This window comes from Sphingomonas sp. GW821-FHT12D09, from assembly GCF_058807215.1.
Genome location: NZ_JBXAQL010000001.1, coordinates 61,828 through 87,294, shown reverse-complemented (window position 1 = coordinate 87,294; position 25,467 = coordinate 61,828). Strand labels below are relative to the sequence as shown.

Below are 25,467 nucleotides of genomic sequence, written 5' to 3'. Positions count from 1 at the left end.
CGCGAAGGCTAGGGCTATAAGGGGCGGATGATCAAGCATCTGCCCCTGCTGGCGCTCGCAGCTTTTGCTACGGTCGGTACCGCGCAAGCGCAGGACCTTCGCCCGCTCTGCCCCGACCGGCCCGGCCTCGACACGCCCGCCTGCACCGTCGATCCGGGGCATCTGGTGGCGGAGATGGGCATGCTGGACTGGTCGCTCGACCGTGCGCCGGGCCAGCGCAGCGACAGCTTCACCTTTGGCGACCTGCTGCTGCGCTACGGCGTCTCGCCAAACACCGAAGTGCAGGTCGGCTGGACAGCGCTCGGCGCGGTCCGCACCCGCGAGGGGGGCGCCGTCACGCACGCCAGCGGCACCGGCGACACGACCCTCGCCGTGCGCCATAACCTCTCGCATCCGGACGGTTCGGGCTTCGCGCTGGCAGTGATGCCCTACGCTACCCTGCCCACCGGCGGAGCGATGCTCGGCGCGGGCGATTGGGGCGGCGGGCTGATCGTCCCGCTCAGCTACAGCCTTGGCGACAGGTTCGGCCTGACCCTGACCCCGGAAGTCAATGCCGCGCCCGACAGCGACCGCCACGGCCGCCACTTGGCTTATGGCAGTGCGGTCGGCCTCAGCGCGGCGCTGACCAAGTCGGTGAGCAGCGCGCTCGAGCTCGAAGCGGTGCGCGACCGGGATCCCGCCGGGCACGCCACCCAGGCGCTCGCCAGCCTGTCCATCGCCTGGCAGCCCAAGTCGAACCTCCAGCTCGACATGGGCGCCGTCGCCGGGCTCAACGCCGCGAGCCCGGACGTGGAACTCTATCTGGGGATCGCCCGCCGCTTCTAGCGAGCCGCGCGCGATCCCCGGGATAGCCTCAGGCAGCGACGCTGTGCAGCTGCGGTGCCGAACGGGCACGCGGCGTGGCGCTGGTCGCCGGGCCGGTGCGGAAGCGCCCGGCCTGGTCGGCGAGATTGGCGACTTCCACCGCCAGGTTGCGCGAGGCAGCCGAGGTTTCCTCGACCATCGCCGCGTTCTGCTGGGTGCCGCGGTCGAGCTCGCTCACGGCACTGACGATCTGGGTGATCGCCGTCGATTGCGCCTGATTGTCCGCGGCCATGGCGTCGAGCAGCTTGTGCACGGCGCCCACGCCGCCCGAGATCGCCTCGAGCGCCGTGTCCATCCGCTGCACCGCGTCCACTGCCGAGCCTACTTCCTCCTGCGTCACCGTCAGCTGCTCGCGCGCCCGCTTTGCCTCTTCCTCGGCGCGCATCGCCAGTGCCGAGACGAGATCGGCGACGACCGCGAAGCCACGGCCCGCCTCACCCGCACGGCCAGCCTCGACCGCCGCGTTCATCGCAAGGACGCGCGTCTGGAAGGCGATCTTGTCGAGGCCTTCGATCACGTCGTCGATGCCGCGCGCGCTGTCGCTGACCCGGCCCATCGCAGTGACGGCCTGCTCGGCGAGCGTGCGGCCGTCGCCGACCACGCGGATCGCCTCGTCGGCGCTGCGCACGGTCTGGCCGGCCGCCTCGGCCGAGCCGCGCAGGCGCGCATCCATCTGGGTGAGCGCAGCCGAGGTCTCCTCGATGCTGGCAGCACTGCCTTCGGTGCGGCGCGCCAGGTCTTCCGAAGCCTGGGCGATCTCGGTCGAACCCGACTGGATTGCCAACGCGCCTTCGTTCACCGAAGCGATCAGGGCACGCAACGCGGTCAGCGCGCTGTTGAAGTTGGTCTTGAGCGTCGCATAGCTCTCCGGGAAATCGACACGGATTTCCTCGGTCAGGTCGCCGGCCGCCAGCGCCGAAAGGCCATCGGCCAGCGCGGTGGTGACGATCTTCTGCGTCTTGGCCGCAGCGGCCGCGGCATCGCGCTCCTTGGCGATCACCGATTCCAGATAGGCATCGACCGAGCGGGCGATGTCGCCGATCTCGTCGCGCTGGTCGGTATGCGGGACCTTGGTGACACCGCTCGAGCGCGCCATGCCGTGGATCACCTCGGCCAGCCCCTTGATCGGCGCCACCACCTTGCGGCTGACGATGTAGAAGGCGCCGCCCAGCACGCCGAGCGCGATCAGGCCGAGCACGATCACGATGGCGCTGGCGACCTTCGCCCAGCCCAGCGCATCGGTGGTCACGTCGCTGGCGACGCTGATCTGCATGTCGACCAGCTTGCCGACCTTGTCCGAAACCGGATCGATCTCGGCATAGAGTTCCTTGGTCACGAACTGATCGAGACCGACACGGTCGCCCGCCTGCAGAAAGCCCTCGACCTTGGCGACGCCATCATTGGCCTTGGCCATGACGTCCTCGGCCTGCTTGGCGAGCGCCTCTTCCTCCGGCGTGGCGTCGGTGGCCGCATAGCGCTTCCATGCGGCGTCGATATCGCGCTTGCCCTTCTGGATGTTATTGAGGGCCTGCGCGAACGAGAGATTGCCGTTGCGCGCCTTGTGGGTGGAATCGGTGATGTTCACCGCATAGCTGTCGGCGACCAGCTTGAGATCCTTGAGCGGGATCACGCGGTCGGCAAGCACCGTATGCAGCGCGTTCCGGCTCGTCGTCGCGGACCAGGAAAAGCCGGCGATCAGGGCGCCGAGGACGATCCCCAGCATCACTAGCGCGGCGAGCAGCTTCTGCTTCAACGTCATTCTAAACTCCGGGGGTAAGGTCTTTCCCGGAATTATAGGTCAAAACGGAGCAATCGACTGGCGCGCACCGAAAACGCCTATGGCCGGATCGCATAATCCGCTTCAGATATGCGATGCAAACAATTGTATTTAATGAATTTTAATCGCCAAGTTAATTATCAAGCGAGTGCCTTGCGCTGGATCACCACGGGAATGCCGCGCGCATCGGTCTCGAAGCCTGCGACATGAAAGCCGTGCTTCAAATTGAGCAGGATCATCGGATTGTTGGCGGCGCGGGTCCGGGTCTCGACGAAGCGATAGCCCTCGCTCCCGGCGTCCGCATGTTGCAGCCGCATCAGCTCGGAAGCGACACCCTGCCCACGAAGGTCGGGCGAGACCCCGCCCAGCCAGCTGTAGAGCAACGCATCGCCACGTCGATAGCCGAGCTTGAAGCCCTTCCATTCGCCCGCCTCGACGGCGAGCCACAGCATCGGATCGTCCAGCTTGGCCAGCCGGTCGAGCAGATAGGCGTCGGAGAAGTCCGGGAAGATCGATCGGCAGAGCGCCAGCAAGGGGTCGGCGGCATCCGCCACCGCGCCCTGCCAGCGCTCATATCCGATCGGCACCGCTTTTTTAGCGGGTCAGCTTCTTGTACGACAGCGCCGTGGGACGATCGGCCGCATCGCCCAGGCGGCGGCGCTTGTCTTCCTCATAGGCTTCGAAATTGCCCTCGAACCATTCGACATGGCTGTTGCCTTCGAAGGCGAGGATGTGCGTGGCGAGACGATCGAGGAAGAAGCGATCGTGGCTGATCACCACGGCGCAGCCCGCGAAATTCTCGATCGCTTCCTCCAGCGCGCCCAGCGTCTCGACGTCGAGATCGTTGGTCGGCTCGTCGAGCAGCAGCACGTTGCCGCCGCGCTTCAGCATCTTCGCGATGTTGACGCGGTTGCGCTCACCGCCCGACAGCTTGCCGACATTCTTCTGCTGGTCCGCGCCCTTGAAGTTGAACGCGCCGACATAGGCCCGGGTCGACTGGTCGTGCCCGTTGATCTTCATATAGTCGTGGCCGTCCGAGATTTCCTCCCAGACGTTCTTCTTGTCGTCCAGGTGATCGCGGCTCTGGTCGACATAGCCCAGGCGGACGGTCGAACCCATTTCGATCGAGCCGGTGTCGGGCGTCTCGGCACCGGTGATCATCTTGAACAGCGTCGACTTGCCGGCGCCGTTCGGGCCGATCACGCCGACGATGCCGCCGGCCGGCAGCGTGAACGAGAGATTCTCGAACAGCAGCTTGTCGCCATACGCCTTGGAGATGTTCTCCACTTCGATCACCTTGCCGCCCAGGCGCTCGGGAACCTGGATGACGATCTGGGCCTTGCCCGGCGTGCGGTTCTTCTGCGCTTCGACCAGCTGCTCGAACTTGGCGATACGCGCCTTGGACTTGGTCTGGCGGGCCTTGGCGCCCTGCCGGATCCACTCCAGCTCGTTCTTGATCGCAGTCTGGCGGCCCGATTCCTCGCGCTCCTCCTGCTCGAGGCGCTTGGACTTCTTCTCCAGGTACGTCGAGTAATTGCCCTCGTACGGGAAGTACTTGCCGCGATCGATCTCGAGGATCCAGCCCACCACGTTATCCAGGAAGTAGCGGTCGTGGGTGATCATCAGCACCGCGCCGGCATATTCCTTCAGGTGGTTCTCGAGCCACTCGACGCTTTCGGCATCCAAGTGGTTGGTCGGTTCGTCGAGCAGCAGGATCGACGGCTTTTGGATCAGCAGGCGGGTGAGCGCGATGCGGCGCTTCTCACCGCCAGACAAATTCTCGACCGACCAGTCGCCCGGCGGGCAGCGCAGCGCTTCCATCGCGACTTCGAGCTGGTTGTCGAGCGTCCAGCCATCGACGGCGTCGATCTTGGTCTGGAGCTCGCCCATCTCTTCCATCAGCGCGTCGAAATCGGTGTCGTCCTTGGGATCGCCCATCTCGGCCGAGATCGCGTTGAAGCGATCGACCAGGTCCGCGGTCTCGCGCGCACCCTGCTTGACGTTCTCGAGCACGGTCTTGGTCGGATCGAGCTGGGGCTCCTGCTCCAGATAGCCGACCGAGATATACTCGCCCGGCCATGCCTCGCCGGTGAAATCCTTGTCGACGCCCGCCATGATCTTCATCAGGGTCGACTTGCCGGCGCCGTTCGGGCCGACGATGCCGATCTTGGCACCCTGATAGAATTGCAGGTTGATGTTGCTCAGCACCGGCTTGTTGGCGCCGGGGAAGGTCTTGGTCATGTCCTTCATGACGAAGGCGTATTGGGCGGCCACGTGGCGGTCTCCGTTCGCAGGTCTGGATGTGCAGGAAGTTTGGCCGCGATGTAGCGATCACCCGGCCAAATGGCAACGCGGGCACGGGCAAGGCGCACGCCTCAATTTCGTCATCCCGGCGAAGGCCGGGACCCAGGGTTTCTCCGCCGTTCCACTTGTGGCTCTGGTCCCGGCTTTCGCCGGGATGACGGACCTTGAGAAAACTAACCTGCGTCACCCCAGCGCTTGCAATGTTGGATTTCGTGTGTTGCCCTTTTCCGGAGAGAAAAGACCGCGTCCGGGGTGTCATTCAACCAATCGGTTGAGCTTCCCCCGCACACGTTGGACTATCAAGGGATTCAAGGAATTGTACAACCAATCGGTTGAATATTCGCCTGCCGGGCACCTGGAAATGTGCCGGAAACCAGCGGCACATTGGCAAATGTTTCGGGGGCGACTAGCGTCCGCCGCCATGACCAAGCGCACCCTGCTCGCGGCTGTCGCCGCGCTCGCCCTGCCCCTTCCCGCCCTCGCCCAGACGCATGATGTCGCCGCATTGCGCGACGCGGCGCTCAAGGACGATGTCGCCTGGGACATCACCGAAGGCCTCACCACCGAAGTCGGCCAGCGCCTGGCAGCGACCGGGGCGGAAGCGCGGGCCCGCGCCTGGGCCGTCAAGAAGCTCACTGCGCTTGGCTTCAAGAACGTCCATATCGAGACCTACCGCATGCCGGTCTGGGAGCGCGGGATCGAAACTGCCGAAGTGCTCGGCGCATCGGCGCAGAAGCTGACCATCGCCGCACTCGGCAATTCGGGCTCGACGGGGCCTAAGCCCATCGAAGCCGAAGTCGCTTATTTCCCGACGCTCGCCGATCTCCAGGCAGCCCCTGCCGAAGCGGTGAAGGGCAAGATCGTCTTCGTCGGCAATGCGATGACGCCCACGCAGGACGGCTCGCAATATGGCTATTATGGCGGCGCCCGCCGCGCCGGACCGAACATCGCCTCGACCAAGGGCGCGGTGGCGATCCTGATCCGCTCGATCGGCACCGATTATCACCGCAACCCGCACACCGGCGTGACCAACTGGGCCAAGGACGTGAAGCCGATCGGCGCCGCCGCGCTGTCTCTCCCGGATGCCGAGCAGCTCGTCCGCCTGCTCAAGCGCGGTCCGGTGAAGCTGCGCGTGCAGATCACCGCGGGGATGAAGGGTGAGGCCGAATCGGGCAACGTCATCGCCGATGTGCCGGGCAGCGATCCCTCCGCGGGCATCATCCTGGTTGGCGGGCATCTCGACAGCTGGGATCTCGGCACCGGCGCGATCGACGATGCCGCTGGCGTGGCGATCACCACTGCCGCCGCCAAGCGGATCATGGATGCCGGCCAGCCCCGCCGCACGATCCGGGTCGTCTGGTTCGGTGCCGAGGAAGTCGGCGGCTTCGGCGGCGCGGCCTATGCCAAGGCGCATGCGAACGAGCGCCATGTCTTGGCCCAGGAATCGGATTTCGGTGCGGACCGCGTCTGGAAGTTCGAAGTGAACCTGCCCGCCGCTGCCAAGCCGATCGCGGACCGCCTGGCCGTCGCCCTCTCCCCGCTCGGCATCTCGCGCGGGCGGGGAGTCGCGCATGGCGGCACCGATGTCGGCCCGGTGATCAACACCGGCGTCGGCGTCGTCGACCTCAGCCAGTCGGGCCTGCGCTATTTCGATTATCATCACACGCCGGACGACACGCTCGACAAGATCGATCCGGAGCAGCTGCGGCAGAATGTGGCAGCCTGGACGACGATGTTGGCCGTGACAGCGAACGCGCCGGAGGATATTGGGCCGATCCCCAAGGGTGAGGGAGAGTGAGGGAACCTATGGCGGCCTGAGCCATTGATGGCCGCCAGCGGGCGAGATTTGGGCGAAAAAATGTCCTAAATCTTGCCTATGGGTGAATTTGCGATTGACGCAAACGCAACGACCGCTATTCCAACGGTTCGCGACGGCTAATCGGGCCGGCTGCGAAACGTTTGAGTTCCTTTAGGAGCAACCGCATGAAGAAGATCCTGATTGTTGCTGCGACCGCCGGCCTGATGTCGCTCGCGGCTTGCAACGGTGGCACCACCAACACCACCGCCGAGAACGTTGCCGATTCGCACGAGGCGAATGCCGCTGCGTATGAAGCAGCTGCCGACAACACCACCAACGCGACCACCGAGGCTGTCCTCGAGAACGCCGCGAACGTGGAAGAGAACAAGGCCGACGCGGCAAACGCGAACGCGCACTGATCTCTTTTCGGCACCCGGCCCCGGCCGGACCGAGAGATAGGAAGGACGCTCCCGCAAGGGGGCGTCCTTTTCCGTTTGGGCCTTACGCGCGCTCCGCTATGCCGGGGCAAATGGGGGAGAGGAAATGAGCGCAGCAACGACGGGCCAAGCCCCCCAGCCCTGGTGGCGGGTCCTCTACATCCAGGTTCTGATCGGCATCGCCGCCGGCGTCCTGGTCGGCGCGCTCTGGCCCGCCTGGGGTGCGTCGCTCGAGTGGCTGGGCCTCGCCTTCGTCAACCTGGTCAAGATGATCATCGCTCCGGTGATCTTCCTCACCCTGGTCACCGGCATCGCCGGCGCCCGTGAGTTGGGCTCGTTGGGCCGCGTCGTGCTCAAGGCGCTCGCCTATTTCCTGTTCTTCTCCACCCTCGCCCTGCTCCTCGGCCTGGTCGTCGCCCATGTCGTCCAGCCCGGTGCCGGCATGCACATCGACCCGCACAGCCTGAGCGAGGCCAAGGTCGCCGGTTTCGAGAAGCAGGCCCATGAGACCAGCATCACCGGCTTCATCATGGCGATCATCCCGACCACCCTGGTCTCGGCGCTGACCGCTGGCTCTATCCTCCAGGTGCTGTTCGTCGCGATTCTCTGCGGCATCGCCCTGGCCAGCATCGGCGAGCGCGTCCGCCCGCTGGTCGACCTGCTCGAGCAAGCCTCGGAGATGGTGTTCCGCATCGTCGCCATCCTGATGCGCCTGGCCCCGTTCGGCGCATTCGGCGCCATGGCCTTCACCATCGGCAAATACGGCCTCACCGCGCTGGTCAGCCTGGGCGGTCTGGTCGCGACCTTCTACCTCACCTCGCTCCTGTTCATCCTCGGCGTGCTCGGCATTGTCGCCCGGCTGAATGGCTTTTCCATCGTGAAGCTGCTGCGCTACCTAAAGGCCGAACTGCTGCTCGTCCTTGGCGCTTCGTCGTCCGAGGCCGCCCTGCCCGCCCTTATCGACAAGCTAGAGCGCGCAGGCTGCGACAAGGAAGTGGTCGGTGTGGTCGTCCCCGCCGGCTATTCGTTCAATCTCGACGGCACCAATATCTACATGACGCTCGCAGCCTTGTTCATCGCCCAGGCGACCGGCGTGCACCTGTCCCTCGCCGACCAGTTCATTCTGCTCGGCACCGCGATGCTCACCTCGAAGGGCGCCGCGGGCGTGACCGGCGCGGGCTTCGCCACGCTGGCGGCGACGCTGATGGTGGTGCCCTCGATCCCGGTAGCCGGCATGGCGCTGATCCTGGGTGTGGACCGCTTCATGAGCGAATGCCGCAGCCTGACCAATTTCATCGGCAATGCCGTGGCGACGATCGTGGTGGCACGTTGGGAAGGCCGACTCGACCGCGACGCCCTGCGCCGCGCGCTCGACGGCGAAGCGGCGCCGGCTACGCTATTGTAAGGAAATGGTCGGGGAGACAGGATTCGAACCTGCGACATCCTGCTCCCAAAGCAGGCGCGCTACCGGACTGCGCCACTCCCCGACGCGGATTGCGGCCCTAGGCGTTAGAAGCCGAAGACACAAGGGGCGCTGGTGGGCCCGGCAGGACTTGAACCCGCAACCTAGCCGTTATGAGCGGCCAGCTCTAACCAGTTGAGCTACAGGCCCCCAGCAATCCGGCCCTAGCGGAAGGTCAGGCCGGGCCGCAAGACGCTGCGACGATCTCGTCCACAGATGCCGGCCGCACGCCCAGCCGGTCGAGCAAGGCGAGGATCTCGTCCCACCAGCGTAGGAACGCAGTCAAATCGGCCTGCGTGCGGACATAGGGCGTATGACCGGGCTCGACCGAAGGCGAGTGGAAGGCGAAGTTCAGCAACCGCAGCCCCTCACCCAGCGCGACGCGCACCGCCTCCTTCGCCTCGTGCAGCGGCATGTCCTCCGGCGTGAGCGAAACGCGCGAGAGCAGCCCCAACCGCGCCGCCACGCCGATCCCGCGTGGCAAGCGCCCCAGCCTCCGGTGCAGCCCGGCTCCGCCCCGCCGCATGCGACCGGTAAATACGGTGGTAAAGGGTAGCTCGATCACTCCATTGCCGAGCCGGAACGCGTGCCTATCAATCCCGGTGAAATCGGGGCCGCCTTCAGCCGAATAATCATAGCCGGCGCGCATCGAACTATCGATCCGATAACCCAGCTCGGCAAGCAGCGCGGGCGTCTCCGGCCCGATCCCGTAGCGACCTGCGCGGTACACGATCGGGCGCTTACCGAACGCGCGCGTCACCTGATCGCTGAGCGCCACCAGCTTCGCACGCTGCAGCGCGAGCGGGAGATTCCCGGTGAAGCTGTTGAACCCGTTCACCTCCTCTTCCAGTGGCGGGTTCACCCAGGGGTGAAGCTGCGTGCCGATCGCCGAGCGGCCATCTTCCAGCACCCCGCCCAGCACTTCGATGGCGAGTGGGGAGGACGCGACGGGATAATCGACCAGATAGGTTAGCGGCACGCCGGCCGCGGCGAAGCGCGCATGGACCGGCGGTAGCGCTGTAAGATGGCTGGTGCCGTCGGCGTCCGAGCGCAGCGGCGCTCCCCAGTCGAACTCCTCCTCGGTATCGACGAAGATCGTGAAACGCGTGCCGAAATCATCCGGCCAATGCACGCGTGCACCCGAATCGGGCGCCGGCACGCGATAGCCGCCACGATTGGGGGCCCCTTCGCCCACTTCAGCTCAGATGTGCCTGACCCACCTGCTCGTTTACGGCGGCCGGAAGCCGCAAAGTCAAGCTCTCCGGCCCGATCACCAGCGCGCCGCCCAGTTCGCGGGCGAGATTGCGCGCCAGACGCAACGCGAAACCCGTGCCGAGCAAGGTGGCGTCCTCATGCTCGTCATCGATGTCGAGCACCTGGTCGCCCGGATAGTCAGCCAGCGCCTGCGGACGGTCAATGGTGATCGCCACCTTGTCGGTGCCCTCGGCGGCCACATGCACACCGATCCGCTCACCCTGCCCGCTCGCCGATACGAGCGTAGCGAGAAGGCGTGCAAGCAGCCGCTCGACGGCACGGCGATCGCCGGTAACGGAAAGGTCGGCGATCGGCAGCGCGATCACCGAGCCGCGCAGCTCCGAAAGCGGCGCGAGATCATCGACGATCATCGCCAGCACCGGGCGCAACGCGATCTGGCCAGGCACAAGTGACAGCGCGGCGCTGTCGATCCGCGCAGCCAGGTCGATGTCATCAATAGCGCCAAGCAACTCGCGCGCCTGGGCGCGGATCACCTGGGCGCGATCACGATAGACATCGCCCACGGGGCCGAGCATCTGCGCCTCGATCATCTCGGCAAAGCCGGCGATCGCGTTGGTCGGCGTGCGCAGCTCATGGACGAGCTGGCGGAGCGAATCGGCGGGCATCGACGGCGTCGGGGTCCGCAGCGGCTCGGCGCGCTCATCCACGCGCGGTCGGCGCGCCGTGCCGCGATAGCCGGTGAAGCGGCCATTTGCCGGATCGAAGACGGGAATCGCCGATATCAGCCAATCGCCCGCCGCATCCGATTCGCCTTCCACGGCGAGCCGCGCATTGGAGAAGCCGGCCCGGCGGCGGAAGGCGCCGGCGGCGATGCCATCGACACGTGAGGCCTCGGTCGCGCCCGGTGCGGCCTGGCTGTCGAGCGATACGCCAACCAGCGGCGCGCGGCTGACGCCATCGACCCAACGGATCATGCCCTTGGCATCGGTCTCGAAACGGAATTCGTCGGCAGGGCGCAATATCGGCAACTCGGCAGGGCCGGCTTCCTCCCGATGGCGCCAGAACGCATCGATCCTCGCGACGACTTCGGCAATCTCGAAAGTGCCGTCGTCGTGCGCCGCGCCTTCCGCGAGCCGCTGCGCATTCTGCGCAACAAGAGCGTTTCCGTAGTCCATGGCCAGACCCTGCGCCGCGGGTTTGGGAGGTGCAATCGCTTCAGCGGAAACGAGTGACTCGTCTGTCCCGGATTGGACCGAGCGGATCAGATTTTGCGATGCTTCAATGGCTTGCGCTGCGGAATGCGCCATGGACGGGGCGAGGCCGGCCAGTGCGACGAAGGACAGATCCTCCGCGGGATTGAGCGGCGCCAAGACCGCCGGAGCCGGCGCTTCGGCTTCGACGGGAACAGCGTAGGCCGGCTCCGGTAGCCGTGCGAGCAGCGCGGACAGGCTGGTGTCGCGCACCGGCGCGGTGGCGCTCCAATAGACGATCGACTGCGCTTCAGCCTCAGCAGGCTCGGGATCGGGCACAACTTCTTGCTGCGGCTCCACCTCGGCCAAGCCGGGTTCGGGCTCGGCGGGAACCGGGGACTCGACTACTTCCGACCAGTCGATCGCGACGACGGCCTCCGCAACCTCCTCTTCCGCCATCACAGCTTCTGCGGGCTCGGCCGGCGCAGCGACTTCCTTCACCGTCTCGTCCGGCAGCACGAAGTCGATCGGTCCGAAACTCTCGAGCGCACGGCGGACCACCGGGCTCAGGTCGCGACGGTTGCGCAGCACGGCGCGGCCCGCGGGCGCGAGTTCGGGCAGGAGCTGGATCCATTCCGCCGAATTCATCCGGGCGCTGCGCAGCACCGGCAAGGCGACCTGCAACTCATCCAGTGCGAACAGGCGAACCAAGGGCGGCGGCGGATCGGAGAATTCGAGTGCACGAGCACTCGCCGCGCGCACCGTCAGCGGCACCGAATCGCGAATCGCGCGAAGTACCGCCATTGCGCGATTGCCGGCCACGGCACGGCGACGCCCGATCAGATCGACGAGCTGGCGCCATGCGGACTGGACGCCATAGGGCGTGCTCAGATCCGAAGCGAGCACGGTCTCCAATGTATCGTCGAAGCGCAACGCGTGCCCACCCTTTACCCAGCGCTGCAACGCGCGCCGTAACGATTCCTTAACTCGCCAAACGCCCGATCGGAACCGCCCATTTCGGCACGTCGCATTGTGGGACAATTGCGTTGCGACGTAATAATATTATGTCTAAACGCAACACAAGGAAACGAATCACAAGCTAAAAGGAACATAAATGCGATTCGACGATATCGACGTACGGATTCTTGGCCTGCTTCAGGATAATGGCCGGATGACCAATGTCGAGCTTGCCGAACGTGTTGGGCTGACCGCGCCGCCGTGCCTGCGGCGCGTTCGCGCACTCGAGCAGCAGGGCGCGATCACCGGTTATCACGCCGCGCTCGACCCCGCCGCGCTGGGCTATAATCTCACCGTGTTCGCGATGGTGAGCCTGAAAAGCCAGGCCGAGGCAGATTTGCGCGCGTTCGAGCAGATGATGGCCGAGATCCCCGAGGTCCGCGAATGCCACATGCTCAACGGCGAGATCGATTTCATCCTCAAGATCGTCGCCCCCGATCTGCAGAGCTTCCAGCATATCCTGACGACGCGCCTCACGCCGGCACCGAATGTCGAGCATGTGAAGACTTCGCTGACCATTCGCACATCCAAGGCGCTGCCCGGCGTTCCGGTCGCCTGAACGAAAAAGGGGCGGCACGGCGGCCGCCCCTTCCTTATCGGTAGCCGAAGCCGCGCTCAGCTGAGCGGCGGCGATTCGAGCGAGACCTGCCAGAGCAGAGCGACGTTGACGAACGGGCCGGTCTTGACCGACTGGAACGCCGTCTTCGCCTCATCCTTGCGGCCCAGTCGGCTCAGCGCGATGCCACGATGCAAGTTGACCTCATTGAGGTCGGCGCCACCCTTGGCCAGCGCCGCATCGTACAGTGCCAGCGCGCGCGCGTTGTCACCAGCGGCGAGCAGCGCATCCGCGTTGTTGACGCCACCCTGCTTCGCCAGCGTATCCAGCGACGGGCTGCTCTTCACGCCAGCCTGAGCCGCGCCATAGATCTTGGTGCTGTCCGGATCCGCTGTCGGCACCTTGCCGGACTTGCGGCCTTCGTCGATCACCGAGATCGCTTCCCAGGGCAGGCCCGATGACTGGGCGATATAGGCATAGTCGGAATAGTCGCCGCGATCGGCCAGCGCGTTGGTGGAACGGCGCAGTCGATACAGGTCGATGCGCTCGATCTTGGCATTGCGGTCGGTACCCTTGGCGCCCTGGCCGAGCACTTCCATCGCCCAGCGCCAGTTCTTAACCGTCGGATAGTCCTTCAGGTAATAGGCCAGCCAGTCCGCGATCGCATCGCGGTTGCCGGTGGCGTTCACCTTCGGGATGGCGAACTGATACCAGGCTTCCGGCGCCTTCTGGCCCAGCGACTTGGCGAACTCGATCGAGTTGCGCGCTTCGGCGGCAGCCTCGACGTTCTTGCCGGTGGCGCCGTAGGCGTTCGCCATCATCAGAGAAACGTCGACGTTCTTCTCGCCAAGCTGACGCGCCTTGGTCATGTAGGTGATGACGTCGGCATACTTCTTTCCGGCGGCGGCATTCTTGCCCAGCAGGAAGTTGAGGCGAGCCGTGTAGGGACCGACGGCGTCCGGCGCGGTGCGCGGGCTGACCGACAGGACCTGGAGCGGGCCGATCTGGGCGTTCTCGTTGCCGCGGCCCATCTCGAGCTGCAGGCGCAGCCATGCCGAGTAATATTTCTCGTCCTCGTTCTTGGCAGCAGCCTCGGCGAGGACGATCTGCGGCTCGGCAGTGGCCCAGTCCTTGGCCTTCACCGCGGTTTCGGCGAGGGCGGCAGGCTTCCGAAACTCGTCGCTCACCTTGAGCGCGTTCGGGTCGGCCTTTTCATCCTTCTTCTTCTGCGCGGCGGCCGGAGCCACGGTGAGCGCAGTTGTGCCCAGCGACAGCACGGCGGCCAGCGCGAGCTTGGAAGCGAAGTTCATGCGAAACTCTCCATAGACGGGGAAAGAGCGGGGGGCTTTCCGGGGCACCTCTAGTTGCCCCTTCCCCGCCGTTCAAGCCGATCCCCGACGTCGATGCCGGGTTTGCGATGAATGCCGATTTAACAGCTGTCCCGGCCCGGGCCGCCCGGCCCGCCGCACGCACACCTCGTCTCGCACCAGAAACACCTTATCGCGCATATTTTGGTTGATGTGCGTTAACCCTGTGGATAAGTTTGTGGACAGTGGCGTAACGCGTTGCGTTGGAAGGGGTAAAATGGGCTCGCTGTATCTCGGGTGCGCACTTTGCGAAGTGGATGCTGACGGTAACGTCCTGCTGGCAGAACCCACCGCTCATGCGCTCGGCCTCCCCGGCGCCGACGAGCCCCTGTTTCTCTCCACCCATGAACGCGACCAGTGCCTGGTCGGCTATGCAAAATCGCATCTGGGCGAGATCCAAACGCGCACCGAGCGCTGGCGGCTCGCCGACGAGGATGCCGGGCGCGACGCCCGCGCGCATCACGAACGGATGCGTCGGCTGTTCGGCATCGTCGAAGTCGCCCCGCGCAGCACGAGCGGACTGCTGCTTCCAGCGGTGATGCGCCATCTCGGCCGAATCGAAAGCGTGGCGCTGGTCGTCGGTGCCGGTGATCGGTTCGAGATATGGAATCCGCAGCTTGCCGTGGCCCATACAGATGGCCGTTTCCGCGAGCTTGCGACCTGGCAGTTGACGCACCGCCACGCACCCCGCGCTGGCAGCCGCCGCGCCCGCCCGGTCCGCCGCTGATGGCCGGGCTGCGCTGCCACCTGCTTGGTCATGCGGCGATGCCGACCCATTATCGCAACGGCGAGACCGAGTTCACGCTTTGCATCCGCTGCGGCGAGGATCTACTGCGCCCGATCGGCAGCGAGGATTGGGAAGAGATTCCGACCGGTCAAAAGGTCGTCTGGCGGCGCCGGGCGACCGGGGCCAGCGCTGCTGCGGTAGCCGAGCGCATGACCCTAGCCCCTGCCCCGCGCCGTCACCGCCCGCGTAACGCCGCCCCCATGGAGGGACGTGGCACGCGCCGTGCACGGCCGCAGCGGGCGGGCGCAGCCATGCTTCTCGGCCTGACCAGCCGCTTCGTGATGGCGAGCATCTTCGATAGCCTGCGCCGTCCGGCCCGGCCGGTGCCGCCGCCGGTACGTCTGCTGCCGGCGCCAAACCGGCTTACAGCAGCTTCTCGATCTCGGGGCCAATCGCGTCGGGGCTAGTCGTCGGCGCGAACCGCTCGACCTTGTCGCCAGCGCGGTCGACCAGGAACTTGGTGAAGTTCCACTTGATCCCCTTGCTGCCCAGCACGCCGGGCGCCGCCTTCTTCAGCGCTTCGAACAGGGGCGCGGCATTGTCGCCATTGACGTCGATCTTGGCATAGACCGGGAAGCTCACATCGTAAGTTAGTGAGCAGAAGTTCGCTATTTCCGCAGCATCGCCGGGCTCCTGCGCGCCGAACTGGTTGCATGGGAAGGCGAGCACCGAGAAGCCGCGATCCTTGTACTTGCGATGGAGTTCCTCAAGCCCGGCATATTGCGGCGTGAAGCCGCATTTGGATGCGGTATTGACGATCAGCAGCACTTCGCCGGCGTGATCGGCGAGCGTTGTCGCCTCCCCGCCCGACTTGGTCACGGGAATATCGGTGATCGCAGTCATGCGGTCTCTCCTTCGTAACGCGCCATCAGCAGCTCGATATTGCGGCGAACGCCCGGCCATTCATGCGCCAGGATCGAATAGACCACGCTGTCACGCATATGGTCCTTCAGGATCAGATGCCCGCGCAGCACGCCATCCATCCGCGCACCCAGCCGTTCGATTGCACGGCGCGAGGCGTGGTTGAGGAAATCGGTGCGGATCTGGACGCAGTTCGCGTCGAGGACCTCGAAGGTATGACGGAGCAGCATGTACTTCGCCTCGGTGTTGAGCCCGGTGCGCTGCACGCGCGGTGCATAGAGCGTGCCGCCGATCTCGACGCGGCGATGGCTCTGGCTCATCCGCATGAAGCGGGTGACGCCGGAAATGCGTCCATCAGCATCAAGGACGGTGAAGGGCAAGGCACGACCTGCCGCAACATCGCCCCCGATCCGGTCGAACCAACTATCGATATTGTCTTGGTCGGGCACGGTGGTGTGGAAGAGCTGGGGAAGCCCCTCGAACGCATCCAGCAGCCCGGCGCGATCCTGGCGAACCATCGGCCGGAGCGTGACGTGACGGCCCGCAAGCGTCGGCACCTCACGCCAGGGATTCACTCCAGATGACCCTCATGCAGCCGCATCACCCGGTCCATCCGTGCGGCGAGGCGCTCGTTGTGCGTGGCGATGAGCGCGGCGGAGCCCTGGTTGCGGACCAGCGTGAGGAACTCGGCAAGCACCTTGTCCGCAGTCGCCTCGTCGAGGTTGCCCGTCGGCTCGTCGGCCAGCACCAAAGCCGGCTTGTTGGCGAGCGCGCGGGCAACGGCGACGCGCTGCTGCTCACCGCCGGAAAGCTGGCTCGGGCGATGCGTCAGCCGTTGCGCCAGGCCGAGCGCCGTGAGCAATTCCTCGGCGCGCTTGTCCGCATCGGCGCGCAGCGCACCATGGATCATCTGCGGCAGCACGACATTCTCGAGCGCGCTGAAGTCCGGCAGGAGGTGGTGGAACTGGTAGACGAAGCCCAGATGATCCCGCCGGACTTCCGTACGCCCGCCCGCCTGCAGTTGCGCGGCTTCCTTGCCGGCGATGCGGATCGATCCCTCGAACCCGCCTTCGAGCAGGCCCACTGCCTGAAGCAGGGTCGACTTGCCCGAACCCGACGGCCCCAGCAGCGCGACGATCTCGCCCGGCTGCACGTCGAGATCGACACCACGCAATACTTCGATCGTCTGGCCGCCCTGACTGAAGCTGCGCTTCAGGCCACGCGTCTGGAGCACCGGCCCAGCGCCGTCTACGGCGCGTCCCTCAAGGCTATTCATAGCGAAGCACCTGCACCGGATCGGTGCTCGCGGCCTTCCAGGCCGGATAGAGGGTGGCGAGGAAGCAGAAAATCAAAGCCATCACGCAGATCCCGATCGTCTGGAACGGATCGGTCTTGGCCGGCAGTTCGGTGAGGAAGCGCATCGAGGGATCCCAGATATTCTGACCTGTCACCAGCCCGATGAAGCTGACCACCTGCTCGCGGAAGGTGATGAACAGGAAGCCGAGTACACCGCCCGCCGCCACGCCCAGCGCGCCGATCGTGGTGCCCACGGTGACGAAGATACGCATAAGAGCGCCGCGGGTGGCGCCCATCGTCCTGAGCACCGCGATGTCGCGGGTCTTGGCGCGCACCAGCATGATCAGCGACGAGACGATGTTGAAGGCCGCGACCACCAGGATGATCGACAGGATGGTGAAGGAGACGACGCGGTCCACCGCCAGCGCCTCGAACAGTTGCGAGTTCATCTGCCGCCAATCGGTGACCTGTCCGACACTGCTCACCTTGTCGCCCAAGGGCTGGAGGATTTCGCCGACCCGGTCCGCGTCCGTCGTCTCGAGCTCGATCATCGAGACGCCATCGCCGAGCAGCAGCAGCGTCTGCGCGTCCTCGAGCGGCATGATCGCGAACACCTTGTCATAGTCGTATACGCCGATCTCGAAGATCGCGGCGACCTTGTACTTCACGATCCGCGGCATCGTGCCGAAGGGCGTGGCCGCGCCGGCGGGATTGAAGATCGAAACCTCGCTGCCGACGGTGGCGCCCAGCGATTCCGCCAGCCGCGAGCCGATCGCGATCTGCTCGCCGCCGGGCTTCAGGCTTTTGAGCGAGCCGACGACTTCCTTGCCCTTGAGCGTAGGATTGTCGAGGATATCCTCGATCCGCATGCCGCGCAGCTGGATGGCCTCGGCGCGGCCGCTATAGGTGGCGAAGAGCGGCTGCTCGATCAGCGGGGTGGCGCTGGTGACGCCAGGCGTCGCCTTGGCCTGCGCAAGCACTTCCTGCCAATTACGCAGCTGGCCGCCATAGCCCTGGACCACGGCATGGCCGTTCAATCCGGTGATCTTGTCGAACAGCTCGGCGCGAAAGCCGTTCATGACGCTCATCACCACGATCAGCGCGGCCACACCCAGCATGACGGCAACCAGGCTGAACCCGGCGACGACGGCGATGAACGCCTCGCTCCGCCCGGGCAGCAAATAGCGGCGGGCGATCATCCGTTCGTAACGTGAAAGCAGCATGCGCGTCCGGTAACTCGCCGAGAAGGGTGCCCTGCCCTTGCTCTAGGGGGTGTAACGAATTCCCGCAACGGCTGCGGCGAATTCCTACTGCCGACCACTATGTTGCCGATTCAACACAGGGTGACACCAATCTGCGCCTACCCTTTGTAATGCCAGTGACAAAGCGGGTTCGTGCGCCTAGCAAAACCCTCGTCGAAACGCAGGCGAAAGGCCGTGGTTCGGGGAGGTTCCAAGTCCCGCTCGTAGGCAAGTACGAGTGTGTGGGCATGGACCTGACAAAGGGGGCTGACGAGCATTCGTCACGCAGGCGCTCGGATCGGAAACGGTCCGGGCGTTTGCCGTTTCAGGGCCCTGAAATCCCCGCCTCCCGCAAATCGCACCCGCGACCGCTCAGGTAAAGAAGGGAGACGGTGCGGGCGCCGCCTCCCTTCCCCTAACCTCCCCCGGCCATGGCAGGAGGTCAGATCGTGAAGCCTCAGAAGCTCTTGCTCACCGTCAGGCCATAGGTCCTGGGATCCCCGGGCTGGCCAACGATCAGGCCGGTGCTGCCCGACTGGGTCGAGAGCAGTTCGAAATATTGCTTGTCGAAGACGTTGCGGACCCAGCCATAGATATTGAAGTCCGCGCGCCGCCAGCCGAGGCGGACGTTGGACAGCGAATAGGCTTCGATCCAGGTGTAAGCCGAAGGCGACGGGTTGGACGAGAACCGGTCGCGCCAGCTGCCGTCATAGCCGAGATAGACATCGCCATCGCCCACAGGCTGGCGAACCTCTCCGCCCCAGCTCAGCGCCCATTTCGAGATGCCCGGCAGCACCTGGCCCGAAATGTCGCAATAGGCCGGGCTGCGGCCGCCAGGTGTGCCTGCCGGATCGGTGACGCCGCCCGGTGCCGTGGCGGTGCCGCCGCTCAGTTCGGGCGGGCACGGAGCATTCTTGAAGTCGATATACTTCGCGTCGGTATAGGCGCCGTTGAAGTAGAAGTTGACCTGGCGGCTCGGGCGGAACGAGGCGTCCCATTCGAACCCGCGCGAGCGGACCTTGCCGGCATTGGCGAGATAGCCGCGAATCACGTTGATCGCGTTGTTGTTCACCGTCGCCTGATAGTCCTTCACCTCGGTCCAGAAGCCGGCGATGTTCAGCGTCAGACGGCGATCGAGGAACTGGGTCTTGAGGCCGATCTCGAAGTGATCGACCTTCTCGGGCTTCACCGTCTGGGTGGCGAGATCGACGCCGGTGCTGGTCGAGTTGAGCGGCAGGCCCGACAGGTTGATGCCGCCCGACTTGAAGCTTCGCGCATAGGTCGCATAGGCATGGACGTCGGGCGAGATGTCGTACGAGGCGGTAATGTCGCCCGACACGTTCCAGTCGCTGAACCTAGGGCTGTAGCGCTGCGGCGCCAGCGTGTTGATCTGGTTCTGGAAGGTCGTCCGCGCCGCGCCCGAAGTGGCGGCGAAAAGCGCCGCGACGTTATCGGCATTGGCATCGAAATTATACTGCGCGTTGTGGATGCTGACGACCGAGTCGTAATAGCCCGACTTCTTGTCGTAGTTCAGGCGCAGGCCCGGTGCGATATGGAAGCCGTCCACCGGCTCCCAGTTGAGCTTGCCGAACAGCGCGAAGCTGGTGTTGTCGAAGCTGATCGTGTTGGTCGAAGTCAGCCCGTTGAGCACGTTCGGGTTGAGCGCATCGGCGCCCGAGAGCAGCCAGCGGCTGGCGGCCGCACCCTGGACCTGCGAGCCCTGGGTATTGATCGTCTGATGGAAGAAGAAGGCGCCGAGCGTGTAGTCGAGGCGGCCATCGCCGTTCGAGGCGATGCGCAGTTCCTGGCTGAACTGCTTCTGCTGCGACGGGTTCTGCGAGATGGTGGTGATCGGCAGGCCGATGAAATCGCGGTCGTTCTTCGGCTGCCAGTCCCAATAGCGCCACGCCGTGACCGAGGTCAGCGTCGCCGGGCCGAGGTTCCAGTTGGCGACCAGCGACGCGCCGCCGATCTCCTGGCGCGAGTTGATCTCGGCATCGAGATCGGTCTTGCGGTCGAACGCGTCGGTGCTCGGCGGCGCATAGCCCAGCGCCGTGGCGAGTGCGGCGTACTGGCGGGCGAGCGGGCGCTGGGTCGTGCCGGTGCGGACATAATATTGGACGCAGCACAGCGGGTTCTGGAGGTTCCAATCGCCCGAGAAGGTCAGGTCGATATCCTCGTTCACCTTCCACAGGAGCTGGCCGCGAAAGCTGCTGGTGCGCAGCTTGTGGAGGTCCTCGCCGGTGCGGACATTGTCGATCGTCCCGCCGCGGCTGGTGACCGCACTCGAAACGCGCAACGCCACCGTGTCGCTGAGCGGGCCCGAGACCGACGCCTTGGCCGAGATCAGGTCGTAATTGCCGACGGTCAGCTCTACCTTGCTCTCAGGGGTAAAGCTGGGCGCCCGGGTGGTAATGTTGATCGCGCCGGCGGTGGTGTTCTTGCCGTAGAGCGTGCCCTGGGGGCCGCGCAGCACCTCGACCCGCTCGACATCGACGAAGTCGAAGGTCGAGGCGCCGATGCGGCCGATATAGACCTGGTCGAGATAGAAGCCGACGCCCTGCTCGATGCCGTCATTGGTGAGGCCGAACGGCGCGCCAAGGCCGCGGATGTTGATCGCGGAGTTACGCGGGTTGCTCGAGTAGAACTGCACCGCCGGCAACGCGGTCTGGAGGCGGTTGAGGTTGGTGTTGCCGCTATTCTCGATCGTCGAGCCGCCGATCACGGAGATGGCGATCGGCACGTCCTGCGCCCGCTCCTCACGACGGCGGGCGGTGACGACGATCTCGCCGCTGCCGTCCTGCGCGGGCTTGGCCTTGTCCTGCTCGTCGGCGGTGGCGACGACGGGCGCCGGATCGTCGCGGGTGACGCCGATCGGCGTCGTGGCAGTACTGGCTAGAAGTAGCAGCGATAGCGAAGCAAGGCTCATGATCATCCCCTTTGGCCGTGTTGCGCTTAATCTCCACTTCTTTGATGGGTATTAGCGAGCAAGGAGATGTTTAGCGATGCCTAGCCTTGGTTGATCGTCGCTTAAGCCGCTCGTTTCGGCGCACTTGAAAGCCCCGATCTCCAACACAATCTGAGCTTCACGCGGTGCCGGAAAGGGCCGCGGACGCGGCGTCGCGGATCACCGGGCGCCCGGAATATCGCTCAATTCGCTCCAACAAGAGGTCTTGATATGCGCCAGTTCGATTTCACTCCCTTCCGCCGCTCGGCCATCGGCTTCGACCGGCTGTTCGACCTGCTCGAGGCCAGTGCCCGCCAGCAGGCATCCGAGAATTATCCCCCGTTCAACCTCGAGCGAGTCGCCGAGGACCGCTACCGGATCACGATCGCCGTCGCCGGCTTCAAGGCCGAGGAGATCGACATCACCGCGCAGCAGAACCTGCTGCTGGTGGCCGGCAAGAAGCGCGAGGAGAACGAGAACAACCAGGGCGCCTATCTGCACCTGGGCATCGCCACCCGCAGCTTCGAGCGCCGCTTCGAGCTGGCCGACTTCGTCCGCGTCGAGAATGCCGACCTGGCCGATGGGCTGCTCGTGATCGAACTTCTGCGCGAAGTGCCCGAGGCGATGAAGCCCAAGAAGATCGCCGTGAACGGCGGCAGCGCGCCTGCCCCGATCGAGCATCGCGAGGCGGACGCCGCCTGAGCTGACACACCGGAGCTAGCGACGTCTTCCTCCCTTTGGACGTCGCAGCGGGGGGCGCCTGGACTTCGGTTCGGGCGCCCTTTGTTTTGTGCGCGCGAAACGGATGCGTCGGGCGCCGATGTTGGCGGAGTTTGTGCCGCTCGCGGGGTGTCGCGGCCCATTCCGTATCGCTCCCGCGAGAGCGGGAGGACGCACGAGCGGACAGTTGCGGACACGAAAGTTCGCACAGTCCTTCGCTGCTGCTTCACCAGTTCAAAGAGCGGCCCTTGCGGGACGTCGGAACATTAGTGGAACATTTGTGTGTAGGAAAGGGCTATGGCCTGCCGTCGGCTCCCGGAAAGCAAAAAGAGGGAAGGACTTCCGCCCTCCCCTCTTCCATGCTCGCAGTTCAATATAGGTGAGCTGCGTTCCTAACTTGCATCAGGTTCACTTGATTTCCGAGATTTCCTCAGAAGGAGGCCCAGTCGTCCGACGGCGTGAGCGCCGCGACCGCGGCGGCCGGCAGCGGCCTGACGGGCGACGCATAGCCCGGCGCGACCTTCTCGCGAATGCCGCGCCCGGAAGCGGCAGGGCGCCGCGCCGGAGCCTGGCCCGAGCCGATATTGAACGCCGAGGCCTGTTCGGAGAGCAGCTGGACTTCGGAGCTCAGGTTACGCGCCGCTGCCGAGGTCTCCTCGACCATCGCGGCATTCTGCTGGGTTGCCTGGTCCATCGTCCCGATCGCCACTGCGATCTGGGTGACGGCGGAGGACTGCGCCTCGTTGTCGCCGGCGATGTTGGCGAGCAGGTCGTGGACCTGGTCGACATCGCCCGAGATGGCGACGAGCGCGCCGTCGACCTTCTGGACCATCTCCACCGCCGCGACGATGTCGGTCTGGGTGGCGGTCAGCTGGTCGCGGGCGCGGCCGGCTTCTTCCTCGGCGCGCATCGCGAGCGCGCTGACGAGATCGGCGACGACCGCGAAACCGCGGCCGGCCTCACCCGCACGGCCCGCCTCGACAGCGGCGTTCATGGCGAGCACGCGAGTCTGGAAGGCGATCTTGTCGAGGCCCTCGATCACGCTGTCGATGCCCTTGGCGCTTTCCGATACGCGGCCCATCGCCTGGACCGCCTCATCGGCGACCGAGCGGCCATCCCCGACGGTGGCGATCGCCTGGTCGGCCCGCGACAGCGTATCGCCCGCCGCACGGGCAGTCGCCTTGAGCCGGCCGTCCATCTGGCTGATCGCCGCCGAGGTTTCCTCGAGCGAGGCGGCATTGCTCTCGGTACGGCGGGCCAGATCCTCCGAGGCCTGGGCGATCTCGCCCGATCCCGTGCGGATGCTCGCGGCACCTTCGACGACCGAGCCGATCAACGTGCGCAGCGAAGCCAACGCCGAGTTGAAGTTGGTCTTGAGCGCGCCATAGTCGGGCGCGAACTCGCTGTTGATCTCCGCGGTCAGGTCGCCCTTGGCCAGGCTGTCCAGGCCGTTGGTGAGCTCGGTGACGACGTGCTTCTGCTCGGCATCGGCGACCAGCTTCGCAGCATCCGCCTTTTCCTTGGCGACGGCAGCATCGCGGAACACCAGCACCGCCTTGGCCATGCCGCCGACTTCGTCCTTGCGCTCGGTGCCGGGCACCTCGATCGAATTCTCGCCGCCGGCGAGGCGGCCCATCAGCGACGTCATCCGCTTGATCGGACGCGCGATCATCGAGGTGAGCAGCCAGCCGAGCAGCACCGCCATGGCGATGCCGAACGCGCCGCCGATCGACAGGGCAGCCACCGCGCCGGCACGCGCTTCGGCTTCCACCTTGCGGGTCGAGGCGATGCGATCCTCCTGGACCGTGTTGATCTCGCTCATGATGTCCCGGATCTTGCCGAGCTGCTTGACGCCAGCCAGCTGCTGCGCCTCGCCCTGCGTTGCCGGGTTCTTCGCCAGCGCGACCATGTGATCGAGCTTGCCGTCGAGTTCCGCGACGGCGGCGACGAGCCTGTCCATCCGCGCCCGCTGTTCAGGCAGGCTGGTCTCGCTGCGAAACGCGGTGGCGGAGGCATCGACCTTCTTGCGGGCATCGCCATAGGTGGCCAGGAAGTCGGCGTTCCGGAGAATGACGAAGGCGCGGATCGCGCTCTGCTCCTCGAGGATCTGGGTCATGATCTGGTTGGCACTGGCAGTGACGTCGAACGCACGCTCCTTGTCCGCGGAGGCGGCGCCGACCGTCTGCAGGCTGGAAAAGAGCAGCCAGCCGATGCCGGCGAAGATGCAGACGAGCGTGACAAAGGCCGCCGCGAGCTTTCGCGGGATCGGCATATTCCGAATGAACATCAATTTCCTCCTTGCCGCACCCCAGGGGGACGGCATCCGAACAGATTCGGGCAAGACGCGAGGAGCCTGCGAGCGGAGGGCTTTTTCGATCTATCCCACTCCCGTCTTAGGAAGGGCGCGGGCGATCGTTCCAAAATGGATGAAAATTAATGTCCGGATTGTTTCCGGTGGTACCGAGGGCTTCCCGGAGCGGAATCATCGCGACGCGGGCACGCCGATCAGCCAGGGCTTCACGCGGCCGGTGGGCCGCGCCACGCCGTCGAGCCGCTCGGCACGCAGGATCTTGACCGGCTGGAGGATCATCTGATCCTTCATCGCATCGCGGCCGCCGCCGGTGGGCATCGCCAGGATGCGCTTCACCACGTCCATGCCCGAGATCACCTTGCCGAACGCCGCGAAGCCGCGGAACTGGCCCCGCGCGTCGAGCCCGGGGTTCGGACCGACCATGACCGAGAAGTTGCAGTTGGCGCCGTCCGGATTGGGGCCGTGGGCCATCGAGATCGTGCCGTCGAGATGCTTGAGACCGGTCTGCGCGGTCGATTCGAGCGGCACCGAGGGCAGCATGCGGCGCGCATCGGTGCCGATACCGCCCTGGACGAAGCCGTGGATGGCATCGCCCTTGCGCCGGGCCGAGCGATAGAATTCGGTGCCGTCGAGCCGGCCGTCATCGACATAGGCGAGGAAGTTGGCGGCGGTCTTGGGGGCGCGCTTCGCATCGAGCGCGACGACGATATTGCCCGCCGAGGTGACCAGTCGGACGCGGATCGTACCAGCCTGCTGCGGGGCGGCGGCGGTGGCGAAGAGCAGGGCGAGGAAGGCGAACAAGATGCGCATGCCCTTCCCGCTAGTCGAAACCGGGTGGCGTTTGGAAGGGTTTTGCTGCCGATGGAGGCGGGAACGGGGCTGTGAAGCTCCGCGACCGAAGGATCAAGAAGGACAACGGCATGGAACGAGTTACCGGCGGGTGCCTGTGCGGCGCGGTGCGGATCGAGGCTGTCGGCGCGCCCTATCGCGTGGGGCTGTGCCACTGCCTGGACTGCCGCAAGCACCATGGCGCGCTGTTCTACGCCACGGCGATCTTCGCCCAGGACGCGGTGACGATCACCGGCGAGACGCGCGATTACAAGGGGCGCTGCTTCTGCCCTACCTGCGGCTCGTCGGTGTTCGCGCGCTATGCCGACGAGATCGAAGTGACGTTGGGTTCTCTGGATGCTCCGGACCAGTTCGTTCCCACCTATGAGAACTGGACGATCCGCCGCGAATCCTGGCTGCCGCCCTTCCCGCTTGCGCATCATTATGTGCGCGATCGGGAGGGTGTGGGGCGGTTTGAGGAGTAGGCCC

The 25,467-nt window shown here is 65.5% G+C and carries 21 protein-coding genes and 2 tRNA genes; 8 read left to right on the top strand and 15 right to left on the bottom strand.

From position 1 onward, the window contains the following. Positions 1–27: 27 nt before the first annotated feature. Positions 28–825 carry a transporter gene (locus AC1RPL_RS00460; RefSeq protein ID WP_493067290.1) on the top strand — a complete coding sequence of 266 codons (798 nt, stop codon included), beginning with the start codon at positions 28–30 and terminating at the stop codon, positions 823–825. Positions 826–853: 28 nt separating this feature from the next. Here the strand turns inward: AC1RPL_RS00460 and AC1RPL_RS00455 are convergent, their stop codons facing one another. From AC1RPL_RS00455 to ettA, 3 genes are all read right to left on the bottom strand, one after another. Further along, positions 854–2,623 (bottom strand): methyl-accepting chemotaxis protein, encoded by a 1,770-nt coding sequence (locus AC1RPL_RS00455; protein WP_493067289.1) that lies wholly within the window; start codon positions 2,621–2,623, stop codon positions 854–856. A 158-nt stretch (positions 2,624–2,781) separates the two neighbouring features. Beyond that, positions 2,782–3,228 (bottom strand): GNAT family N-acetyltransferase, encoded by a 447-nt coding sequence (locus AC1RPL_RS00450; RefSeq protein WP_493067288.1) that lies wholly within the window; start codon positions 3,226–3,228, stop codon positions 2,782–2,784. A 7-nt stretch (positions 3,229–3,235) separates the two neighbouring features. Beyond that, the gene (gene ettA / locus AC1RPL_RS00445) at positions 3,236–4,915 is read right to left on the bottom strand and encodes an energy-dependent translational throttle protein EttA (protein ID WP_493067287.1); all 1,680 of its coding nucleotides are present in this window, start codon (positions 4,913–4,915) and stop codon (positions 3,236–3,238) included. Positions 4,916–5,366: 451 nt separating this feature from the next. Between ettA and AC1RPL_RS00440 the strand changes: the two genes are divergently transcribed. From AC1RPL_RS00440 to dctA, 3 genes are all read left to right on the top strand, one after another. After that, positions 5,367–6,743: a M20/M25/M40 family metallo-hydrolase gene (locus tag AC1RPL_RS00440; RefSeq protein WP_493067286.1), complete on the top strand. Its 1,377-nt coding sequence runs from the start codon at positions 5,367–5,369 to the stop codon at positions 6,741–6,743. Positions 6,744–6,928: 185 nt separating this feature from the next. Continuing rightward, positions 6,929–7,162 carry a hypothetical protein gene (locus AC1RPL_RS00435; protein WP_493067285.1) on the top strand — a complete coding sequence of 78 codons (234 nt, stop codon included), beginning with the start codon at positions 6,929–6,931 and terminating at the stop codon, positions 7,160–7,162. A gap of 124 nt (positions 7,163–7,286) precedes the next feature. After that, positions 7,287–8,585, top strand: coding sequence for a C4-dicarboxylate transporter DctA (dctA, locus tag AC1RPL_RS00430; protein ID WP_493067284.1), 1,299 nt, complete (start codon positions 7,287–7,289; stop codon positions 8,583–8,585). Positions 8,586–8,590: 5 nt separating this feature from the next. On the opposite strand, the gene AC1RPL_RS00425 is transcribed toward dctA, so the two are convergent. From AC1RPL_RS00425 to AC1RPL_RS00410, 4 genes are all read right to left on the bottom strand, one after another. Continuing rightward, positions 8,591–8,667, bottom strand: a tRNA-Pro gene (locus AC1RPL_RS00425). Positions 8,668–8,715: 48 nt separating this feature from the next. Beyond that, positions 8,716–8,792: transfer RNA gene (locus tag AC1RPL_RS00420), tRNA-Ile, on the bottom strand. 25 nt (positions 8,793–8,817) lie between these two features. Next, positions 8,818–9,837, bottom strand: a complete 1,020-nt coding sequence (locus AC1RPL_RS00415) for a polysaccharide deacetylase family protein (RefSeq protein ID WP_493067283.1) — start codon at positions 9,835–9,837, stop codon at positions 8,818–8,820. 1 nt (position 9,838) lies between these two features. Next, positions 9,839–11,980, bottom strand: coding sequence for a histidine kinase dimerization/phospho-acceptor domain-containing protein (locus AC1RPL_RS00410; protein ID WP_493067282.1), 2,142 nt, complete (start codon positions 11,978–11,980; stop codon positions 9,839–9,841). A gap of 181 nt (positions 11,981–12,161) precedes the next feature. On the opposite strand from AC1RPL_RS00410, the gene AC1RPL_RS00405 reads away from it, so the two are divergent. Then, positions 12,162–12,623 (top strand): Lrp/AsnC family transcriptional regulator, encoded by a 462-nt coding sequence (locus AC1RPL_RS00405; RefSeq protein WP_180140546.1) that lies wholly within the window; start codon positions 12,162–12,164, stop codon positions 12,621–12,623. 56 nt (positions 12,624–12,679) lie between these two features. Here AC1RPL_RS00405 and AC1RPL_RS00400 read toward each other — a convergent pair whose 3' ends face one another. Continuing rightward, positions 12,680–13,930, bottom strand: a complete 1,251-nt coding sequence (locus AC1RPL_RS00400) for a tetratricopeptide repeat protein (protein WP_493067281.1) — start codon at positions 13,928–13,930, stop codon at positions 12,680–12,682. Positions 13,931–14,204: 274 nt separating this feature from the next. Here AC1RPL_RS00400 and AC1RPL_RS00395 point away from each other — a divergent pair, with 274 nt between their 5' ends. After that, on the top strand, positions 14,205–14,714 hold the full coding sequence (locus AC1RPL_RS00395; protein WP_493067280.1) for a hypothetical protein: 510 nt from the start codon (positions 14,205–14,207) through the stop codon (positions 14,712–14,714). 423 nt (positions 14,715–15,137) lie between these two features. On the opposite strand, the gene AC1RPL_RS00390 is transcribed toward AC1RPL_RS00395, so the two are convergent. From AC1RPL_RS00390 to AC1RPL_RS00370, 5 genes are all read right to left on the bottom strand, one after another. Then, the gene (locus AC1RPL_RS00390; RefSeq protein ID WP_493067279.1) at positions 15,138–15,617 is read right to left on the bottom strand and encodes a glutathione peroxidase; all 480 of its coding nucleotides are present in this window, start codon (positions 15,615–15,617) and stop codon (positions 15,138–15,140) included. Beyond that, positions 15,614–16,210: a GNAT family N-acetyltransferase gene (locus AC1RPL_RS00385; protein ID WP_493067278.1), complete on the bottom strand. Its 597-nt coding sequence runs from the start codon at positions 16,208–16,210 to the stop codon at positions 15,614–15,616. The genes AC1RPL_RS00390 and AC1RPL_RS00385 overlap by 4 nt, the downstream gene beginning before the upstream one ends. Continuing rightward, positions 16,207–16,911, bottom strand: coding sequence for an ABC transporter ATP-binding protein (locus tag AC1RPL_RS00380; protein WP_493067277.1), 705 nt, complete (start codon positions 16,909–16,911; stop codon positions 16,207–16,209). The genes AC1RPL_RS00385 and AC1RPL_RS00380 overlap by 4 nt, the downstream gene beginning before the upstream one ends. Continuing rightward, complete coding sequence (locus AC1RPL_RS00375) at positions 16,904–18,154, bottom strand: lipoprotein-releasing ABC transporter permease subunit (protein ID WP_493067276.1); 1,251 nt, start codon at positions 18,152–18,154, stop codon at positions 16,904–16,906. The genes AC1RPL_RS00380 and AC1RPL_RS00375 overlap by 8 nt, the downstream gene beginning before the upstream one ends. Positions 18,155–18,629: 475 nt before the next feature. Continuing rightward, positions 18,630–21,101 (bottom strand): TonB-dependent receptor, encoded by a 2,472-nt coding sequence (locus AC1RPL_RS00370; protein ID WP_493067275.1) that lies wholly within the window; start codon positions 21,099–21,101, stop codon positions 18,630–18,632. A 249-nt stretch (positions 21,102–21,350) separates the two neighbouring features. On the opposite strand from AC1RPL_RS00370, the gene AC1RPL_RS00365 reads away from it, so the two are divergent. Next, positions 21,351–21,821 carry an Hsp20 family protein gene (locus AC1RPL_RS00365; protein ID WP_493067274.1) on the top strand — a complete coding sequence of 157 codons (471 nt, stop codon included), beginning with the start codon at positions 21,351–21,353 and terminating at the stop codon, positions 21,819–21,821. Between the two features lie 448 nt (positions 21,822–22,269). Here AC1RPL_RS00365 and AC1RPL_RS00360 read toward each other — a convergent pair whose 3' ends face one another. Both AC1RPL_RS00360 and AC1RPL_RS00355 read right to left on the bottom strand, forming a co-directional pair. Then, positions 22,270–24,126 (bottom strand): methyl-accepting chemotaxis protein, encoded by a 1,857-nt coding sequence (locus AC1RPL_RS00360; RefSeq protein ID WP_493067273.1) that lies wholly within the window; start codon positions 24,124–24,126, stop codon positions 22,270–22,272. A 195-nt stretch (positions 24,127–24,321) separates the two neighbouring features. Next, positions 24,322–24,960 (bottom strand): peptidylprolyl isomerase, encoded by a 639-nt coding sequence (locus AC1RPL_RS00355; RefSeq protein ID WP_493067272.1) that lies wholly within the window; start codon positions 24,958–24,960, stop codon positions 24,322–24,324. A gap of 110 nt (positions 24,961–25,070) precedes the next feature. Between AC1RPL_RS00355 and AC1RPL_RS00350 the strand changes: the two genes are divergently transcribed. Next, positions 25,071–25,463: a GFA family protein gene (locus AC1RPL_RS00350; protein ID WP_493067271.1), complete on the top strand. Its 393-nt coding sequence runs from the start codon at positions 25,071–25,073 to the stop codon at positions 25,461–25,463. The last annotated feature ends 4 nt before the right edge of the window (positions 25,464–25,467 follow it).

Coding starts and splice junctions, on each gene's coding strand:
- AC1RPL_RS00460 (WP_493067290.1), top strand. CDS start 28: ATGATCAAGCATCTGCCCCTGCTGGCGCTCGCAGCTTTTGCTACGGTC.
- AC1RPL_RS00455 (WP_493067289.1), bottom strand. CDS start 2,623: ATGACGTTGAAGCAGAAGCTGCTCGCCGCGCTAGTGATGCTGGGGATC.
- AC1RPL_RS00440 (WP_493067286.1), top strand. CDS start 5,367: ATGACCAAGCGCACCCTGCTCGCGGCTGTCGCCGCGCTCGCCCTGCCC.
- AC1RPL_RS00435 (WP_493067285.1), top strand. CDS start 6,929: ATGAAGAAGATCCTGATTGTTGCTGCGACCGCCGGCCTGATGTCGCTC.
- dctA (WP_493067284.1), top strand. CDS start 7,287: ATGAGCGCAGCAACGACGGGCCAAGCCCCCCAGCCCTGGTGGCGGGTC.
- AC1RPL_RS00405 (WP_180140546.1), top strand. CDS start 12,162: ATGCGATTCGACGATATCGACGTACGGATTCTTGGCCTGCTTCAGGAT.
- AC1RPL_RS00400 (WP_493067281.1), bottom strand. CDS start 13,930: ATGAACTTCGCTTCCAAGCTCGCGCTGGCCGCCGTGCTGTCGCTGGGC.
- AC1RPL_RS00395 (WP_493067280.1), top strand. CDS start 14,205: ATGGGCTCGCTGTATCTCGGGTGCGCACTTTGCGAAGTGGATGCTGAC.
- AC1RPL_RS00390 (WP_493067279.1), bottom strand. CDS start 15,617: ATGACTGCGATCACCGATATTCCCGTGACCAAGTCGGGCGGGGAGGCG.
- AC1RPL_RS00380 (WP_493067277.1), bottom strand. CDS start 16,911: ATGAATAGCCTTGAGGGACGCGCCGTAGACGGCGCTGGGCCGGTGCTC.
- AC1RPL_RS00375 (WP_493067276.1), bottom strand. CDS start 18,154: ATGCTGCTTTCACGTTACGAACGGATGATCGCCCGCCGCTATTTGCTG.
- AC1RPL_RS00370 (WP_493067275.1), bottom strand. CDS start 21,101: ATGAGCCTTGCTTCGCTATCGCTGCTACTTCTAGCCAGTACTGCCACG.
- AC1RPL_RS00365 (WP_493067274.1), top strand. CDS start 21,351: ATGCGCCAGTTCGATTTCACTCCCTTCCGCCGCTCGGCCATCGGCTTC.
- AC1RPL_RS00360 (WP_493067273.1), bottom strand. CDS start 24,126: ATGTTCATTCGGAATATGCCGATCCCGCGAAAGCTCGCGGCGGCCTTT.
- AC1RPL_RS00355 (WP_493067272.1), bottom strand. CDS start 24,960: ATGCGCATCTTGTTCGCCTTCCTCGCCCTGCTCTTCGCCACCGCCGCC.
- AC1RPL_RS00350 (WP_493067271.1), top strand. CDS start 25,071: ATGGAACGAGTTACCGGCGGGTGCCTGTGCGGCGCGGTGCGGATCGAG.